The 16,219-nt window shown below is 51.3% G+C and carries 11 protein-coding genes and 1 other RNA gene; 2 read left to right on the forward strand and 10 right to left on the reverse strand.

Annotated elements, in window-relative coordinates; genetic code table 11:
* Positions 1-9: 9 nt before the first annotated feature.
* The 10 genes from tdcE to garP form a co-directional block, all read right to left on the reverse strand.
* Positions 10-2,304 (reverse strand): 2-ketobutyrate formate-lyase/pyruvate formate-lyase, encoded by a 2,295-nt coding sequence (tdcE, locus tag JTI98_RS02040; RefSeq protein WP_042998239.1) that lies wholly within the window; start codon positions 2,302-2,304, stop codon positions 10-12.
* A 33-nt stretch (positions 2,305-2,337) separates the two neighbouring features.
* A complete protein-coding gene (gene tdcD, locus JTI98_RS02045) occupies positions 2,338-3,546 on the reverse strand; it encodes a propionate kinase (protein WP_058587540.1) in 1,209 nt (402 codons plus the stop codon).
* A 31-nt stretch (positions 3,547-3,577) separates the two neighbouring features.
* Positions 3,578-4,909 carry a threonine/serine transporter TdcC gene (gene tdcC / locus JTI98_RS02050; protein WP_042998241.1) on the reverse strand — a complete coding sequence of 444 codons (1,332 nt, stop codon included), beginning with the start codon at positions 4,907-4,909 and terminating at the stop codon, positions 3,578-3,580.
* A 34-nt stretch (positions 4,910-4,943) separates the two neighbouring features.
* Positions 4,944-5,933, reverse strand: a complete 990-nt coding sequence (gene tdcB / locus JTI98_RS02055; RefSeq protein ID WP_042998242.1) for a bifunctional threonine ammonia-lyase/L-serine ammonia-lyase TdcB — start codon at positions 5,931-5,933, stop codon at positions 4,944-4,946.
* 99 nt (positions 5,934-6,032) lie between these two features.
* Positions 6,033-6,971 carry a transcriptional regulator TdcA gene (gene tdcA, locus JTI98_RS02060; RefSeq protein ID WP_044255844.1) on the reverse strand — a complete coding sequence of 313 codons (939 nt, stop codon included), beginning with the start codon at positions 6,969-6,971 and terminating at the stop codon, positions 6,033-6,035.
* A 917-nt stretch (positions 6,972-7,888) separates the two neighbouring features.
* Positions 7,889-8,265, reverse strand: an RNA gene (rnpB, locus tag JTI98_RS02065) — RNase P RNA component class A.
* Positions 8,266-8,297: 32 nt separating this feature from the next.
* On the reverse strand, positions 8,298-9,443 hold the full coding sequence (gene garK / locus JTI98_RS02070; RefSeq protein WP_044328320.1) for a glycerate 2-kinase: 1,146 nt from the start codon (positions 9,441-9,443) through the stop codon (positions 8,298-8,300).
* Positions 9,444-9,540: 97 nt separating this feature from the next.
* On the reverse strand, positions 9,541-10,431 hold the full coding sequence (gene garR / locus JTI98_RS02075) for a 2-hydroxy-3-oxopropionate reductase (RefSeq protein WP_216081879.1): 891 nt from the start codon (positions 10,429-10,431) through the stop codon (positions 9,541-9,543).
* A gap of 29 nt (positions 10,432-10,460) precedes the next feature.
* Positions 10,461-11,231 (reverse strand): 2-dehydro-3-deoxyglucarate aldolase, encoded by a 771-nt coding sequence (gene garL / locus JTI98_RS02080; RefSeq protein WP_216081880.1) that lies wholly within the window; start codon positions 11,229-11,231, stop codon positions 10,461-10,463.
* Between the two features lie 28 nt (positions 11,232-11,259).
* Positions 11,260-12,594 carry a galactarate/glucarate/glycerate transporter GarP gene (gene garP / locus JTI98_RS02085; RefSeq protein WP_042998246.1) on the reverse strand — a complete coding sequence of 445 codons (1,335 nt, stop codon included), beginning with the start codon at positions 12,592-12,594 and terminating at the stop codon, positions 11,260-11,262.
* A 382-nt stretch (positions 12,595-12,976) separates the two neighbouring features.
* Between garP and garD the strand changes: the two genes are divergently transcribed.
* Both garD and JTI98_RS02095 read left to right on the forward strand, forming a co-directional pair.
* Entirely contained in the window at positions 12,977-14,548 is a 1,572-nt protein-coding gene (garD, locus tag JTI98_RS02090; RefSeq protein WP_044255853.1) for a galactarate dehydratase, read from the forward strand.
* A 356-nt stretch (positions 14,549-14,904) separates the two neighbouring features.
* The gene (locus JTI98_RS02095; RefSeq protein ID WP_042998248.1) at positions 14,905-16,164 is read left to right on the forward strand and encodes a sugar ABC transporter substrate-binding protein; all 1,260 of its coding nucleotides are present in this window, start codon (positions 14,905-14,907) and stop codon (positions 16,162-16,164) included.
* The last annotated feature ends 55 nt before the right edge of the window (positions 16,165-16,219 follow it).

The following is a 16,219-nucleotide window of genomic DNA, read 5'->3' on the forward strand; positions in this document are numbered from 1 at the left end:
CCGATAACGTTACATCGCCTGGGTGAAAGTACGCGAAATGACGTCCTGCTGCTGCTCACGGGTGAGCGCGTTGAAGCGCACAGCGTAGCCGGAGACGCGGATCGTCAGGTTCGGATAGTTTTCCGGATGTTCAATGGCATCCAGTAACATCTCCTTGTTCATTACGTTAACGTTCAGGTGCTGACCGCCTTCCACGTGCGCTTCATGATGGAAGTAACCATCCAGCAGCCCGACCAGGTTGGTTTTTCGCACCGGATCCTCTTTGCCGAGTGCCGCAGGCACAATCGAGAAGGTGTACGAAATCCCGTCCTTCGCGTAAGTGAACGGTAGTTTCGCCACGGAAGTCAGCGAGGCGACAGCGCCTTTACGGTCACGCCCGTGCATCGGGTTAGCGCCCGGCGCAAATGGCGTTCCCGCGCGGCGTCCATCCGGGGTATTGCCAGTTTTCTGTCCGTACACCACGTTGGAGGTAATAGTCAGAATCGACTGCGTCGGTACCGCGTTCCGGTAGGTCGGCAACACTTTAATTTTCTTCATAAAGCGTTCAACCAGATCGCAGGCAATGCTATCCACGCGCTCATCGTTATTGCCGTACTGTGGATATTCCCCTTCAATCACGAAATCGACCGCCAGCCCGTTATGGTCGCGAACCGGTTTCACCGTCGCGTACTTAATTGCAGAGAGCGAATCCGCCGCTACCGACAGTCCGGCAATCCCGCACGCCATCGTGCGATAGACGTCACGATCGTGCAGCGCCATCAGCGACGCTTCGTAACTGTACTTATCGTGCATGTAATGGATGATGTTCAGCGCGCTGATGTACTGCACCGCCAGCCAGTCCATAAAGTGGTCCAGACTGTCCATCACTGTGTCGTAGTCCAGCACGTCGTCCAGCAACGGCGCGGTTTTCGGCCCCACCTGGATTTTCAGCTTCTCATCCACCCCGCCGTTGATTGCGTACAGCAGCGTTTTGGCAAGATTGGCGCGCGCCCCGAAGAACTGCATCTGCTTACCGATAACCATCGGGCTCACGCAGCAGGCGATCGCATAGTCGTCGCTGTTAAAGTCGGTCCGCATCAGATCGTCGTTTTCATATTGCAGTGACGAGGTGACGATAGAGACCTGTGCGGCATACTTTTTAAACGCGACTGGCAACGCTTCTGACCACAACACGGTGAGGTTTGGCTCCGGTGCCGGTCCCATCGTGTGCAGCGTATGCAGATAGCGGAAGGAGTTTTTGGTCACCAGCGTGCGACCATCCAGCCCCATCCCGCCGATCACTTCGGTCGCCCAGATCGGATCGCCGGAGAACAGCGTGTCAAACTCCGGCGTACGCAGGAAACGCACCATCCGGATCTTCATGATGAAGTGGTCGATCAACTCCTGCGCCTGTTGCTCTGTCAGGATACCGGCATTGAAATCGCGCTCAATATAGATATCGAGGAACGATGCGGTGCGGCCCAGCGACATCGCGCCGCCGTTTTGCGATTTCACCGCCGCCAGATAGGCAAAGTAGACCCACTGTACCGCCTCCTGCGCATTACGCGCCGGGCGAGAGATATCACAGCCATATTTCGCCGCCATCTCCTGCATTTGCAGCAACGCGCGACGGTGCTCCGCCAGCTCTTCACGCAGGCGAATCGTGGCTTCCAGATTCTGTCCCCACTCCAGATTTGACTGGAGATCGGCGAACTGCAGCTCACGCTCACGCACCAGATAGCGGATGCCGTACAGCGCCACGCGACGATAATCACCGATAATGCGCCCACGACCATAACCGTCCGGCAAACCAGTCAGCACACCGGATTTACGGCAGCGCAGCATGTCCGGAGAATAGACGTCAAAAACGCCCTGGTTGTGGGTTTTACGCAGTTCGGTGAACAGGTACTCGAAGTTCGGATCCATCTCACGACCATAAGCATCGAACGAGCTTTTGATCATGTTGACGCCGCCAAACGGATGCAGCGCACGTTTCAGCGGTTTATCCGTTTGCAGGCCAACAATCTTCTCCAGTTCCTGCTCAATGTAACCCGCATCGTGCGCAGTAATCGTGGTCGCAATATTGGTATCGAAATCGACCGGCGCATGGGTCGCGTTTTCGATACGAATGCCCGCCATCACCTTTTCCCACAATGCCGTAGTGGCAGGCGTTGCATCAGCAAGGAAGGATTCATCCCCTTCATAAGGCGTATAGTTGTGCTGAATAAAATCACGGACATTAATTTCTTCTTTCCAGTCCGTACCTTTAAAGCCAAGCCATGCTTCGGCATACAGCATATCGCTGGTATCGATATCTACCTTCATGAAAAATAATCTCTCTACAGAACAACAAATAAATTAGGCGTATTCCACGGCTGCGTTAATGCGGCCTAATTGAATCGCATCGAGCGCAATCATTTTTTCTTCGTTCGTCGGTATTACGGCGCAAATAACCCGGGCATCTGAGGGGGAAATAATGCGCTCGCCATGAGAATTCGACAGGTTATTTCGGTCGCTGTCGATATTCACTCCCAATACCGTCAGATGCTCAATCACCAGACGACGAATTAATACCGAGTTCTCACCAATACCACCGGTGAAAATAATGCCGTCCAGACGGTGTAACGAAGCGGCATGTCCGGCAATATGACGGGCAATGCGGTGAACAAAGGTTTTAATTGCCAGCTGTGCGCGCTCGTGTCCTTCATGCCAGGCTTTTTCCAGCACCCTTAAGTCGGACGACAGGCCAGAAATCCCGAGCAGACCGGACTCTTTGTTCACTACCCGCTCCAGATCGCTCAAAGTCTGCTGGGTTTCACTGGCGACCCACGCCATCGCGCCGAAGTCCACGTCGCCGCTACGCGTGCCCATCATCAGCCCTTCCAGCGGCGTCATCCCCATTGAGGTATCGACGCTGTGACCATTACGGACGGCACAAATTGACGCACCGTTGCCGAGGTGGGCAATCACCAGGCCGGAGTCCTGCTCAGACAGCGCAAGCAGTTCATGCGCGCGTTGAGAAACATAGCGGTGCGACGTTCCGTGGAAGCCGTAACGCCGCACGCCCAGCTCTTCGAAATACTTCCACGGCAGGCCATACAGGTAAGCTTCTGGTGCCATGGTCTGATGGAAGCTGGTATCAAACACCGCCACCTGCGTGACGCCGGGGAACAGATGCTGTGCGGATTCAATCCCGCTCAGATTGGCGTAATTATGTAATGGCGCCAGTGGTGAAACACGGCGAATATTGTCAATGACCTCATCAGTAATAATTGCTGACTCGGTAAAAATATTTCCGCCGTGGGCAATACGGTGGCCAATTAAGGCCACGCTGTCATTTAAATTACGTTTTTCCAGTTCAAACGCAATCGCCTTTAATGCGCCTTCGTAGCTGTGGTGAGCCAGCGTCACTGGCTCACCTCCATTTACCGATAAGAACGCATTTTCCGAGTTAATACCATCCGCAATGCCTGCCATTAATACGTCGCAGTTATTTGCATCCAGTACTGAAAACTTAATTGAAGACGATCCACAATTAATAACCAGAACTATCGGAAACTCATTCATTTCACTACTCCGCTCATCCTGAGCTTAAGGATTAAAACAGTTTGTACACGATGTTCAGAATGGTCAGCAGACCGATGACGGTGACAAACACGTTATCCAGACGACCGCGATATTTCGCCAGTGACGGTGCCTTACGAATGGCATACATCGGCAGCAGGCACAGCAGTGAGGCAATAATCGGCGCACCCATCGCTTCAATCAGGTCCAGAATGTTCGGGTTGGCGTAAGCCACAATCCAGGTGGACCCCATGATGAAGATCATGCTGATGGTGTTGAGTTTTCCGGAGGAAACCTTCGTTTTATCGCCTTTGTAACCGAACTTCAGCACCAGACCATTCAGCCCTTCCAGCGTGCCCAGGTAGTGACCGAAGAAGGATTTGAAGATGGCAACCAGCGCAATAATCGAGGCGCCATATTCCAGCACGATGGCGAAAGTCGACTTCGTTCCGGACAGGGAAGCGAAGTGGTTTGCCAGATAAGACAGTACCGGAATGTTCTGTGCTTTCGCATCTGCCATGTTTGCCGGAGAGAGCGTGAACAGGCAGCTAAAGGCGAAGAACATAACCACAGCGACCATCAGCATGCTGGCGCGAGAGATGATCTGAGAACATTTCTGCTCGGTGTATTCACGGCCAAAATCTTTCTCATATTCTTCACGTTTAGAGACCACGAAAGACGAAACGATCGGCGAGAAGTTGAACGAGAACACCATGATGGAAATCCCCAGCCACACGGTGACCAGAATGCCATCGTGACCGGTTAAGGCGATATTACTGATATCGACCTGGTCGATCACCGCAGAGTTCCAGTAAGGGATCAGCGACAGCGAGATCAGCACCAGGCTGGCAATGAACGGCCATACCAGGTAGCTCATCACTTTAACCATCAGATCCTTACCAAACCAGATAACGAACGCCATCAGCAGCAGCAGGAACAGCGCCACAAAACCACGGTTCAGCGCCGGCAACTGCAACTGGTTTTCCCAGAACGTCATGAACGTGTTGGTAATGGTGACGCCATAAATCCACAGCAGCGGACAAATCGCGAAGAAATAGAGGAACGTGATGACCACACCACCCGTCTTACCAAAGTGCTCTTCAACCGTTTCCGTGATGTTGCCGGACGGGTTTGACCCGGACAGACACAGACGCGCCAGCGCACGGTGGCAATAAAAAGCGATGGGGTACGCCAGTACCAACATCAAAAGAATGGGGATTAAGCCGCCAAATCCTGCGCGGATGGGGAAGAACAACACCCCGGCGCCGATGGCTGTACCAAATAAACCCAGTGTCCAGGTGGTGTCTGATTTACGCCAGGACGACTGTTTTGTCTGGCTGGATACAATGCTGTCAGAAGTACTCATATCCTATCCTCAACGAAGAGATTAATAGCCGGATTTACGCGTCTGCTAAACCCGTAATTTGCGATACACGAGAAAGATCGATATTGCCGCCAGAAATAATGCTGACCGTTTTTCTGTTCTGGATATAGGCATCTAATTTCCCGCTTAATAAAGCAGCACATGCCAGTGCACCAGCACCTTCTGTCACCACTTTGTTGCGTTGAATTAAAGCAATCATGCTGTTACGAATTTCGTCTTCGCTGACCAGGACAATGTCATCCACTAATTCACGCACAATTTCGTAAGTTAATTTACCCGGGCGGGAAACATCACAACCATCCGCCAGGGTGCCGGTCGTTCGGTGCGTGGTTATTTCTCCAGCCTGATAAGACGCCGCCATGCCGTGTACGTTTTCAGACTGCACACCAATCACTTTAATGGTCGGGTTAATAGATTTAATGGCAATAGCAATACCGGCGATTAAACCGCCGCCGCCGATAGGAACAATCACGTTATCGACGTCATACAGGTCTTCCATAATTTCCAGACCGATAGTACCCTGGCCGGCAATCACTTTCGGATCGTCATAAGGCGGGATAAAAATACGCCCTTCCATTTCGACAATCTCACTGACTTTGGCGATAGTGTCGTTGAAGTTATCGCCGTGCAGCACTACTTCCGCCGAGTAGTCACAGGTGGCGGCCACTTTCGATTTCGGCGCCCCCTTCGGCATCACCACTTTGCCATCAATACCCAGCATCGCGCAGGAGAGAGAAACCCCTTGAGCGTGGTTACCCGCTGAACAAGCGACAACGCCTTTACGTTTTTCCGCATCCGTCAATGAACTGAGTTTGTTAAATGCGCCACGAATTTTAAATGAGCCGGTACGCTGCATGTTTTCAAACTTAAGGAATATTTCCCCTTTGCAGCGCTCACTAAAATAGTTTGAGCGAGGCATGCCTGTTTTATATATTTTCCCCGCCAGTCGTTTTTTTGCTTCGAGGATATCTTCAATGGCAACCGGGAGATCGTAAGTAATGTGCATTGTAACCTCTTACCTGATAGTAAAGTAATAGATAGCCGTAACCAACGTCTGATATTAAGAACGATGGTATGAATTGAGGATTAAATAAAATTTAATCGGTTAGTTAATTTCAATTAATTGCTTTCGTCTGCAACCTTTATAAGATGAATACTCTTTGGCTAATTCAACCAAAACCGATGCGGCTTTTTTAATACGATAGTTTTTTGACCATATTGCGGCATAGCGAGCAATGGGTAACGATTCTTCCACAGGGAGAGTAATAAACTGGTTCGAACCAAAGGGTGCGGCCATATCGCATGGAATCACTGTCAGAAAATTAGCATTGAGAACAAGATTGTAAATGGTCACAACGGAGTCGGTTTTAACGATGTTTTCGATGCTAATGCCATTTCTTTGCAGGGTGGTGAGGAGTTCGCTGTAGTAGCCCATATTCGTTTGTGGCAACACCCACTGTTCGTTCTGCAACGATTCCAGTGTGGTGGTGCCGGTGCATGTTCGGGACTTATTCGCCACCAGCACGAACTCCGACTCAAAAAGCGGTTCGACGTGCAGATCCTGCAATTTCATTTCATCGCTGAGCGTACCAATCGCAAAGTCCAGTCGCCCGTCGCGGATCGCCGGCAGGAATGAGGAGAGTTGCGCCTCATACATGGAGACCTGTGATTTTGGGTAGACCTCTTTGAACTTCTGGATCATATCGGACATAAAGGTAAAGCCAATCAGCGAAGGAAACCCGAATGAGATATCAACCACCGTGTTGTCGGTCATGCTGTTCATCTCATTCACCATGTTCTTCATCTCACGGGTGATGGATTCGGACCATGAGAGTAAAACTTGCCCTGCCTGAGTTAAGGTGACGCCGGTATTTTTGCGAACCACCAACTCAACGCCAAAATAAGCTTCAATATCGTTAATAATTTTACTAACAGCTGGCTGAGTTAACCCTAACTCTTTTGCCGCAGAACCGATAGAACCGCTTCTGATTACTTCCTGAAAGACCACCAACTGCTGTGTTTTTGGGAGAGCAAACGTATTCATATCGACCTGCGTTAATAACCTTGTTGACGGCGTGAAGTGTAACAAATTACATGAAGCAGGATATGTGCGACCACTCACAAATTGCCTTCACATATATTTCAAGTGGTTATTTGTAAATAAATAAACCATTTATATTCAATTGGTTATATAAATATCATGTCACTTTAGTCTGATTTTTGTCAAAAAAAGAGGGGGGGATAACAATATTTTATGGCGATAACACGCGTTATTTTCCCCTCATATCTAAAAATGAGGAATGACGATATTTCAAGCAATTATCGTGCAGTTAATGGTCAATTTGTTCATTAAATTAAATGCGCAATCCCTCAAATTTAAGTATGTTTAAAACATAAATTGGATTAAATAACGTTATACATCACATTTTTTAGCCCGGTTTGTTTATAAATAAACATTGAATTTATCAATAATTAAATATACACACACAAACAATTATCATTCACAACAATACATTAACACTGCACTTTGCCATTTTTATAGCGTGTAATTTTGTGAAGTAGATCGATTGCTTTTCGTTTCTATCGACATATTAGTAGAAAGTAGCGTTTTGTGTTGGCTGTCACATAACAAGAAATTTCTTAATAGCCGCAGGTTCCAGAACGCTGCCGGATGGCGATGCGACGTATCTTATCCGCCCTACAGGTCCCCGTTCCCCTTCACCGTTCACAGGCCTGATAAGCGAAACGTCATGACCGGTAAGCCGCTTTCTTYCAGGTGTAGCGTCGTGGACAGTCATTCATCTACATTATCTACAAAGCAAAAACCCRCCGAAGCGGGTTTCTACATGAAAGTGGTGAAGCTGACCGRTAAGCCGCTTTCTTTCAGGTGTAGCGTCGTGGACAGTCATCATCTACATTATCTACAAAGCAAAACCCCGCCTGGTGGCGGGGTTCTTAAAGTGGTGAAGCTGACCGATAAGCCGGGTTCTGTCGTGGACAGTCATTCATCTAGGCCAGCAATCGCTCACTGGCTCAAGCAGCCTACCCGGGTTCAGTACGGGCCGTACCTTATGAACCCCTATTTGGCCTTGCTCCGGGTGGAGTTTACCGTGCCACGGACTGTTACCAGCCGCGCGGTGCGCTCTTACCGCACCCTTTCACCCTTACCTGATCCCACTTGCGTGGGCCATCGGCGGTTTGCTCTCTGTTGCACTGGTCGTGGGTTTCCCCCCCAGGCGTTACCTGGCACCCTGCCCTATGGAGCCCGGACTTTCCTCCCCTCCGCCTGTCTCCCCCGAAAGGGACGACGACGAAGCGGCGACTGTCTGGTCAGCTTCGGCGCGCAGTATAGAGGGTTTGCACGCCCTTGTCACCCTGCACTGCGCATTCCCACCGCCAGCGTCGCCGCAATGTTTCGCGACGCCCGGTAAATGTTGTCAAATGCGCCGCGAAAGGCCTCTTCCAGCGTGCCAATGCTGGTCAATACGCTGAATACAGCATCGATTCCATATTGATGCACCACGCCGACATCCCGCGTCAGGCTGCCCGCAATGCCAATCACCGGCTTGTGGTATTTCTTCGCCACATTCGCCACGCCCACCGGTACTTTGCCGTGAATGCTCTGACTGTCGATGCGCCCTTCACCGGTAACAACCAGCGTACAGTCGTGAATATGTTCTTCCAGATTAAGCGCCTGTGTGACGATCTCAATCCCGCTTTTCAACTCCGCGCCGAGGAATGCCATCAGCGCTGCCCCCATGCCGCCCGCCGCTCCTGCGCCTGGAACTTTTTTCACATCCACACCCAGTGATTTTTTAATGATATCCGCGTAGTGAGCCAGATTGCGGTCCAGTTCGAGGATCAGCGGCTCCGTCGCCCCTTTTTGCGGGCCAAAGATCCGCGAGGCTCCCTGTTCGCCCACCAGCGGATTGGTCACATCACAAGCAACGCGAATAGCACAATGTTTAATGCGCGGATCCAGACCAGACACATCAATGGTATTGAGAGTGTTCAGACTACCGCCGCCGTAGCCAATTTCAGTTCCGTTGGCATCACACAGCTTCGCGCCCAGCGCCTGAACCATCCCGGCACCGCCGTCATTGGTCGCACTCCCGCCAATGCCGATAATAATATTGCTTGCCCCACTGTCCAGCGCCTGCAAAATAAGCTCCCCGGTGCCGCGCGAAGTGGTAATCAGGGGGTTACGTTTTTCGGGGGGGACCAGCGCCAGTCCGCTGGCGGCCGCCATTTCAATAAACGCGGTCTTTCCATCGCCTGACATGCCCCAGTTGGCATTCACTTTTTCACCCAGCGGTCCGGTCACCAGAGCGGAATGTGCAGAACCGTGTGTGGCGGCAATCATGGCTTCAACCGTCCCCTCACCCCCATCGGCGACCGGAACGGAAACATACTGCGCATCGGGGAAAATTTCCCGAAATCCTTTTTCTATCGCCTGCGCTACCTCAGTAGCAGAAAGGCTTTCTTTATAAGAGTCTGGGGCAATTACGATTTTCATGATGATCGCCTGTTACTGCACAACGCCGGATGGCGCTTTACTTATCCGGCCTACAATCCAGGCCCGGATCGCGACACGCCATCCGGGCGCAAGGTCATTAGCGAGTGACTTCCACTTTCGCCAGTTTTTCGTAATAGCATGCCAGAGCACTGTGGTCGGCGGTTCCCATGCCGTCAGCACGCAGTGCCTGCATCATCTCCATAACAACCGCGGTCAGCGGAAGCTGAGCACCAACACCGTGAGACGTATCCAGCGCGTTTGCCAGATCTTTAATGTGCAGATCGATACGGAAACCCGGCTTGAAGTTACGATCCATCACCATCGGCGCTTTCGCATCCAGGACGGTGCTGCCTGCCAGACCACCCCGGATCGCCTGATAAACCAGATCCGGGTTTACGCCGGCTTTGGTTGCCAGAGTCAACGCTTCAGACATCGCGGCAATGTTCAGCGCCACAATCACCTGGTTCGCCAGTTTGGTGACGTTCCCCGCCCCGATATCACCGGTATGAACAACAGACCCCGCCATCGCTTTCAGCAGATCGTAGTATTTATCGAAAATCGCTTTGTCGCCGCCAACCATCACCGACAACGTGCCGTCGATCGCCTTCGGCTCACCGCCGCTCACCGGCGCGTCCAGCATATCGATGCCCTTAGCTTTCAGCGCGTCGCTGATCTCACGGCTCGCCAGCGGCGCGATGGAGCTCATATCGATCAGCACCGTCCCCGGTTTCGCCCCTTCGATAATGCCGCCTTCGCCCAGCGCAACCTCTTTCACATGCGGAGAGTTTGGCAGCATGGTGATGATCACATCACACTGCTCAGCAATCGCTTTGGCGTTAGAAGCGGTTTCTGCACCTGCCGCGATAACGTCAGCGATCGCGTCAGGATTACGGTCAGAAACCACCAGCGAGTAACCTGCTTTCAGGAGGTTTTTACTCATTGGTTTACCCATGATACCCAGGCCAATAAAACCAACTTTCATTGTCATATCAATTATCTCTCTTGTGTCGGTGGTGGTTATTTCTTAAAGGAATCAGCCAGTTTCTGCGTGGCGGAACGGAACACGCCCAGGTCGCTGCCGACGGCAACAAACGTGGCGCCCCAGTCCAGATAACGACGGGCGTCGGCATCAACCGGCGCCAGAATGCCGCTCGGTTTGCCGTGCGCTTTCGCCCGGGCAAAGATGTGCTGAATGGCTTTCTGCACCTCAGGATGAGACGCATTGCCGAGGTGGCCTAACGCCGCAGCCAGATCGCTTGGACCAACGAAAATACCGTCGACGCCTTCGGTGGCGGCGATAGCATCGACGTTATCCACGCCCTGCTGGCTCTCAATCTGCACAATGATGGTGATGTTTTTGTTGGACTGCGCGAAGTAATCCGGGACGGTGCCAAACATGTTGGCGCGATGCGATACGGACACGCCACGGATCCCTTCAGGCGGATAGCGCGTTGACGCAACGGCGTTCACCGCCTCTGCTTCTGTTTCAACAAACGGAATCAGAAAATTGTAAAAACCGATATCCAGCAGACGTTTAATAATCACCGGCTCATTGGTCGGTACACGCACCACTGGCGCGCTGGAACTGCCTTTCAACGCCATCAGTTGTGGAATAAAGGTGGAGACATCATTTGGCGCATGCTCGCCATCCAACACCAGCCAGTCGAAGCCCGCCAGTCCTAAGACTTCGGTACTGATGGGGCTTGCCAGCGCTGACCAGCAACCAATCTGAATCTGATGCGCAGCCAGCGCTGCTTTGAATTTGTTCGGGAAGATGTCGTTATTCATCACTTTTACCTTGTCACTTAACCGTTAATTATTTCTGCAGTTCCATACGTTTAATGTCACCGACAATAAACAGGTAGCACACCATTGCCATCAGCGCGGAACAGCCAACGAAGACCAGCGCGGCGTTGAAGGAATGCAGTTCACTTACCAGGTAACCGATAACCAGTGGCGTTACGATAGATGCCACGTTGCCAAAGACGTTAAATACCCCGCCACACAGGCCCACAATCTCTTTCGGTGCGGTGTCCGAAATCACCGGCCAGCCCAGTGCGCCAAATCCTTTACCAAAGAAGGCCAGCGCCATCAGCGTCACCACCAGCGCGGTGTTGTCGGTGTAGTTGCACAGAATGATGGTGGAAGCCAGCAGCATGCCCAGCACAATCGGCAGCTTACGCGCAACGGTGATAGAAAAACCGCGCTTAATCAGATAATCCGAGAACACGCCGCCCAGTACGCCGCCAGCGAAACCACACAGCGCCGGAATCGATGCCACCAGACCCACTTTCAGGATCGACATTCCTTTTTCCTGAACCAGATAAATCGGGAACCAGGTCAGGAAGAACCAGGTGATCGTGTTGATGAAATACTGTCCAAAGAACACGCCAAGCATCATGCGGTTGGTCAATAACTGCTTGATGTAATGCAGTTTTGGACCACTTGCCACGGCGCTGCCCGGTTTTTTGTGGTCCATATCCACGACCGCACCGTTTTCAGAGATGAACTTCAACTCTTCTGCGGACATCTGCGGGTGATCGGTGGGGTTATGAATCAGTTTGACCCACAGCGCCGTCAGGACAAACCCAATCACGCCCATCACAGTAAAGACATGCTCCCAGCCCCAGGCAAAGGTCAACCAGCCCAGCAGCGGCGAGAACAGTGCCAGTGAAAAATACTGAGCAGAGTTAAAGATTGCCGACGCGGTTCCACGCTCTTTGGTCGGGAACCAGGCCGCGACAATACGGGCGTTTGCCGGGAACGAAGGCGCTTCCGAGAAACCCAACATAAAGCGCATAAAGAACATGGAAACCCCGGCCCAGGCCAGCGGGAACATATCCACGAATCCTTGCAGGAAGGTGAACAGCGACCAGAAAAACAGGCTCCAGGTGTACACTTTTTTCGAACCAAACTTATCGAGCAGCCAGCCGCCGGGGATTTGCATCAGCAGGTATGCCCAGCCAAAGGCAGAGAAGATGTAGCCCATTGACACAGCACTCAACTGCAACTCTTTGGCGACTTCGGTACCGGCAATGGATAGCGTCGCCCGGTCCGCGTAGTTAACCGCTGTAACAATAAAAATTATCAGCAGAATTAAATAGCGGGTATGCGTACCTTTCTTTTTTTCTACAACGGTATCCAGGATCATTTTATTTACCTCAGGCACTTAAGCAGACATATTTATTATTATTTATTGATGACAGACGCTATCGCTTATTAATAAATACAGATACTCATTTCGTGATTCAGTATAATCAGGCAGAGAGCATTACGCATTGTGCAGATGCTCATTAACGATGCTAATTACAAATAATATCTTGAGCAAATGCACATAACGCTGGGCGCTGATGCACATATTTACGCTTTACCGCCCCTGATAGCCGGGCTTTCACCATAACGAGTGATCTGGATCACATTCTTATTTTTGAACTCCTGACATCCTTATTTCACGACAGGTCTTCCTTATTTTAATAATCAGATTCGCAGAATCTTTCTATATTATTATCACCCCGGTTGGAGAATACTGGACAATGGCCAACATCGACATCAGACAAGAATCGCCGAGCGCATTTTATATAAAGGTCCACGAAACAGATAATGTGGCGATCATTGTTAATGACAATGGTTTGAAAGCCGGGACGCGATTCCCGGATGGACTGGAGCTGATTGAACATATTCCACAGGGACATAAAGTCGCGCTGGTGGATATTCCGGTTCATGGTGAAATCATACGTTACGGTGAAGTGATCGGCTACGCCGTGCGCGACATTCCGCGCGGAAGCTGGATTGATGAATCCATGGTTGAGCTACCGACAGCGCCGCCGTTGAACACGCTGCCACTGGCGACCAAAGTTCCGGAACCGCTGCCGCCGCTGGAAGGCTATACCTTTGAAGGCTACCGCAACGCCGATGGTAGCGTAGGCACCAAGAATCTGCTCGGCATCACCACCAGCGTGCACTGTGTGGCGGGTGTGGTGGATTATGTCGTCAAAATCATTGAGCGCGATCTGCTGCCTAAATACCCGAACGTCGATGGAGTGGTCGGACTTAACCACCTGTACGGTTGCGGCGTGGCAATTAACGCGCCGGCAGCCGTGGTGCCGATCCGCACCATCCATAACATCTCGCTGAACCCAAACTTTGGCGGCGAAGTGATGGTCATTGGCCTGGGCTGTGAAAAACTGCAGCCGGAACGTTTACTGGAAGGTACTGACGATGTGCAAAGTATTCCGGTCGACAGCGCCAGCATCGTCAGCCTTCAGGACGAAAAGCATGTGGGCTTCCGTTCCATGGTCGATGATATCCTGCAGGTCGCTGAGCGCCATCTGGCTAAACTGAATCTGCGCCAGCGCGAAACCTGCCCGGCCTCTGAACTGGTTGTCGGCATGCAGTGCGGCGGCAGCGATGCGTTTTCCGGCGTGACGGCAAACCCGGCAGTGGGCTACGCCTCTGACCTGCTGGTACGCTGCGGCGCTACGGTAATGTTTTCCGAAGTCACCGAAGTGCGTGATGCGATCCATCTGTTGACGCCGCGCACCATCAACGAAGCGGTGGGTAAACGTCTGCTGGAAGAGATGGCCTGGTACGACAACTATCTCGATATGGGGAAAACCGATCGCAGCGCTAACCCCTCTCCGGGTAACAAAAAAGGGGGGCTGGCGAATGTGGTGGAAAAAGCGCTGGGCTCCATTGCGAAATCCGGTAAAAGCGCGATTGTCGAAGTGCTCTCCCCAGGCCAGCGCCCGACCAAACGCGGTCTGATTTATGCCGCAACGCCCGCCAGCGATTTTGTCTGCGGCACGCAGCAGGTCGCGTCCGGGATCACCGTCCAGGTGTTCACCACGGGTCGCGGTACCCCCTATGGCCTGATGGCCGTGCCGGTGATTAAGATGGCGACCCGTACCGAACTGGCAAAGCGTTGGTACGATTTGATGGATATCAACGCGGGCACCATTGCCACGGGTGAAGAGACCATTGAGGAAGTTGGTCAGAAGCTGTTCGAATTTATTCTTGATGTCGCCAGTGGCCGTAAGAAAACCTTCTCCGATCAATGGGGATTGCACAATCAGTTGGCCGTCTTTAACCCGGCACCAGTGACCTGATATTTTCGAAACGAAAGCAACCGAGAAAACGGGGAATAATCCCCGTTTTTCTTTCCTGTCCGTGAAAGATAAGGTGATAATGCTCGCAGTTTTGAAGGTTAATTTTTCACCCGCCCTTTTTCGCTTTTCGTCGGTAGAAAAATCCTAACCCGTTGAAAGAAAGAACAATGCCTGAGGCCTCCCTTTTCGCTCTCTTTTCGTTTTGATAAAAGAGAAACCTACCGAAAAGCCGGGGTGTTTTAATGCGATAATTCGCTCATTTTTCCCCCTTTGACTTTCCCCTTTGTTAAACACAAGATTCAATGGCTTCTGTAATTTACCTCACCGACATTCTGACCCGAATAAAGAGGGAAGTTATGTATACCTTGAATAAAAATAATGTCGCCCTGGCATGCTTTTTTTCCTGTTTACTGGCCGCACCGGTTGCCGCCAGTGCTGAAGGCCAGACGACAGAAAAACCCGTTAAATTACGCTACACGCTATGGGATCGAAATCAACTTCCCGGCGAACAGCAACTGGTTAATGAATTTGAAAAAAATAACCCCGGTGTAAAAGTTGAAATTGAACTAACGCCCTATGACCAATATTTCATAAAACTCAGTTCAGCGGTCGGGGGAAATGTGGCGCCGGATGTATTCTGGATGAATATGCCGAATTTTCAGCAGTACGTTAAAAACGGCATGCTGGAACCACTGACTCCTTATTTAAAAGACACATCATCACCACATCTTGATGATTTCGTGAAAAGCTCTGTCGATGCTTATCAGTACCAGTCTCAACAATACGCTATTCCACGGGATATCGACGCGATTGCCGTGTGGTATAACAAAAAAATGTTTGATCAGGCTGGCGTAACCTATCCCGATAAAAACTGGACGTGGGACGATTTAAAACAGAAATCAGAACAGTTACGTAAAAAGCTGGATCAGCATTCTTATCCGTTGGCGATGGATCTCGGCAGCGGTCAGGACAGCTACTTTAACCTGCTGCTGCAGGCCGGCACTCAGATTGTCCTGCCTGAGGGTAAAACGGACGTTGCCAGCGACAACGCGATTGCCATGTATCGCGACGTTCAGGGAATGCTGAAGGCAGGATTGCTCCAGCCGCCAGGCGAAATGAAAGCCGCCGATGTCTTCCAGTCCAATCGGGTGGCGATGATCTACGCGGGCTCGTGGTGGGCGCTGCCGTTCTCGCAAAACGAACTGATTAACGATCATGTCGGCGTCGTTCCGATGCCCAAAATGGCAGAACAGGCTGGCGTCTCTCATAGCCTGGCATTCGCCATGTCTGCCAAAAGCCAGCATAAAGAGGCCGCCTGGAAATTCATTGAATTCATGAGCTCAGAACATGCGCAGCAAACGCTGGCAGCGGGCAAAGTGGTGATTCCGGCCAATCAGAAAGTCGCCAAAGCATGGGCGGAAGGCTTTAAGGATGTTGATGTTTCCGCCTATATCGATTCACTGGCGTTTTCTCATAAATATCCCACCGCCGGTTCAAATACCGCGAAATGGAATAGCATTCTCAACGACGGGCTGAAAAAAGTCTGGATGGGAAATGATCCGCAACAGGTTATGCCGGGTGTCGCCAAACGCGTTGAGCGTGAAATGCAGAAATAATCGTGAGGGAGCCTTGCTCCCTCTCACCTCTCTTGCGTTAACCCATTTATTGTTT

Origin of the sequence: Citrobacter sp. MGH 55 (assembly GCF_016906145.1) — a bacterium.
GTDB lineage: Bacteria > Pseudomonadota > Gammaproteobacteria > Enterobacterales > Enterobacteriaceae > Citrobacter_A > Citrobacter_A amalonaticus.

Bases quoted from the DNA above. Each gene is read 5' to 3' on its own strand.
- tdcE (WP_042998239.1), bottom strand. From the start codon at position 2,304: ATGAAGGTAGATATCGATACCAGCGATATGCTGTATGCCGAAGCATGG.
- tdcD (WP_058587540.1), bottom strand. From the start codon at position 3,546: ATGAATGAGTTTCCGATAGTTCTGGTTATTAATTGTGGATCGTCTTCA.
- tdcC (WP_042998241.1), bottom strand. From the start codon at position 4,909: ATGAGTACTTCTGACAGCATTGTATCCAGCCAGACAAAACAGTCGTCC.
- tdcB (WP_042998242.1), bottom strand. From the start codon at position 5,933: ATGCACATTACTTACGATCTCCCGGTTGCCATTGAAGATATCCTCGAA.
- tdcA (WP_044255844.1), bottom strand. From the start codon at position 6,971: ATGAATACGTTTGCTCTCCCAAAAACACAGCAGTTGGTGGTCTTTCAG.
- garK (WP_044328320.1), bottom strand. From the start codon at position 9,443: ATGAAAATCGTAATTGCCCCAGACTCTTATAAAGAAAGCCTTTCTGCT.
- garR (WP_216081879.1), bottom strand. From the start codon at position 10,431: ATGACAATGAAAGTTGGTTTTATTGGCCTGGGTATCATGGGTAAACCA.
- garL (WP_216081880.1), bottom strand. From the start codon at position 11,231: ATGAATAACGACATCTTCCCGAACAAATTCAAAGCAGCGCTGGCTGCG.
- garP (WP_042998246.1), bottom strand. From the start codon at position 12,594: ATGATCCTGGATACCGTTGTAGAAAAAAAGAAAGGTACGCATACCCGC.
- garD (WP_044255853.1), top strand. From the start codon at position 12,977: ATGGCCAACATCGACATCAGACAAGAATCGCCGAGCGCATTTTATATA.
- JTI98_RS02095 (WP_042998248.1), top strand. From the start codon at position 14,905: ATGTATACCTTGAATAAAAATAATGTCGCCCTGGCATGCTTTTTTTCC.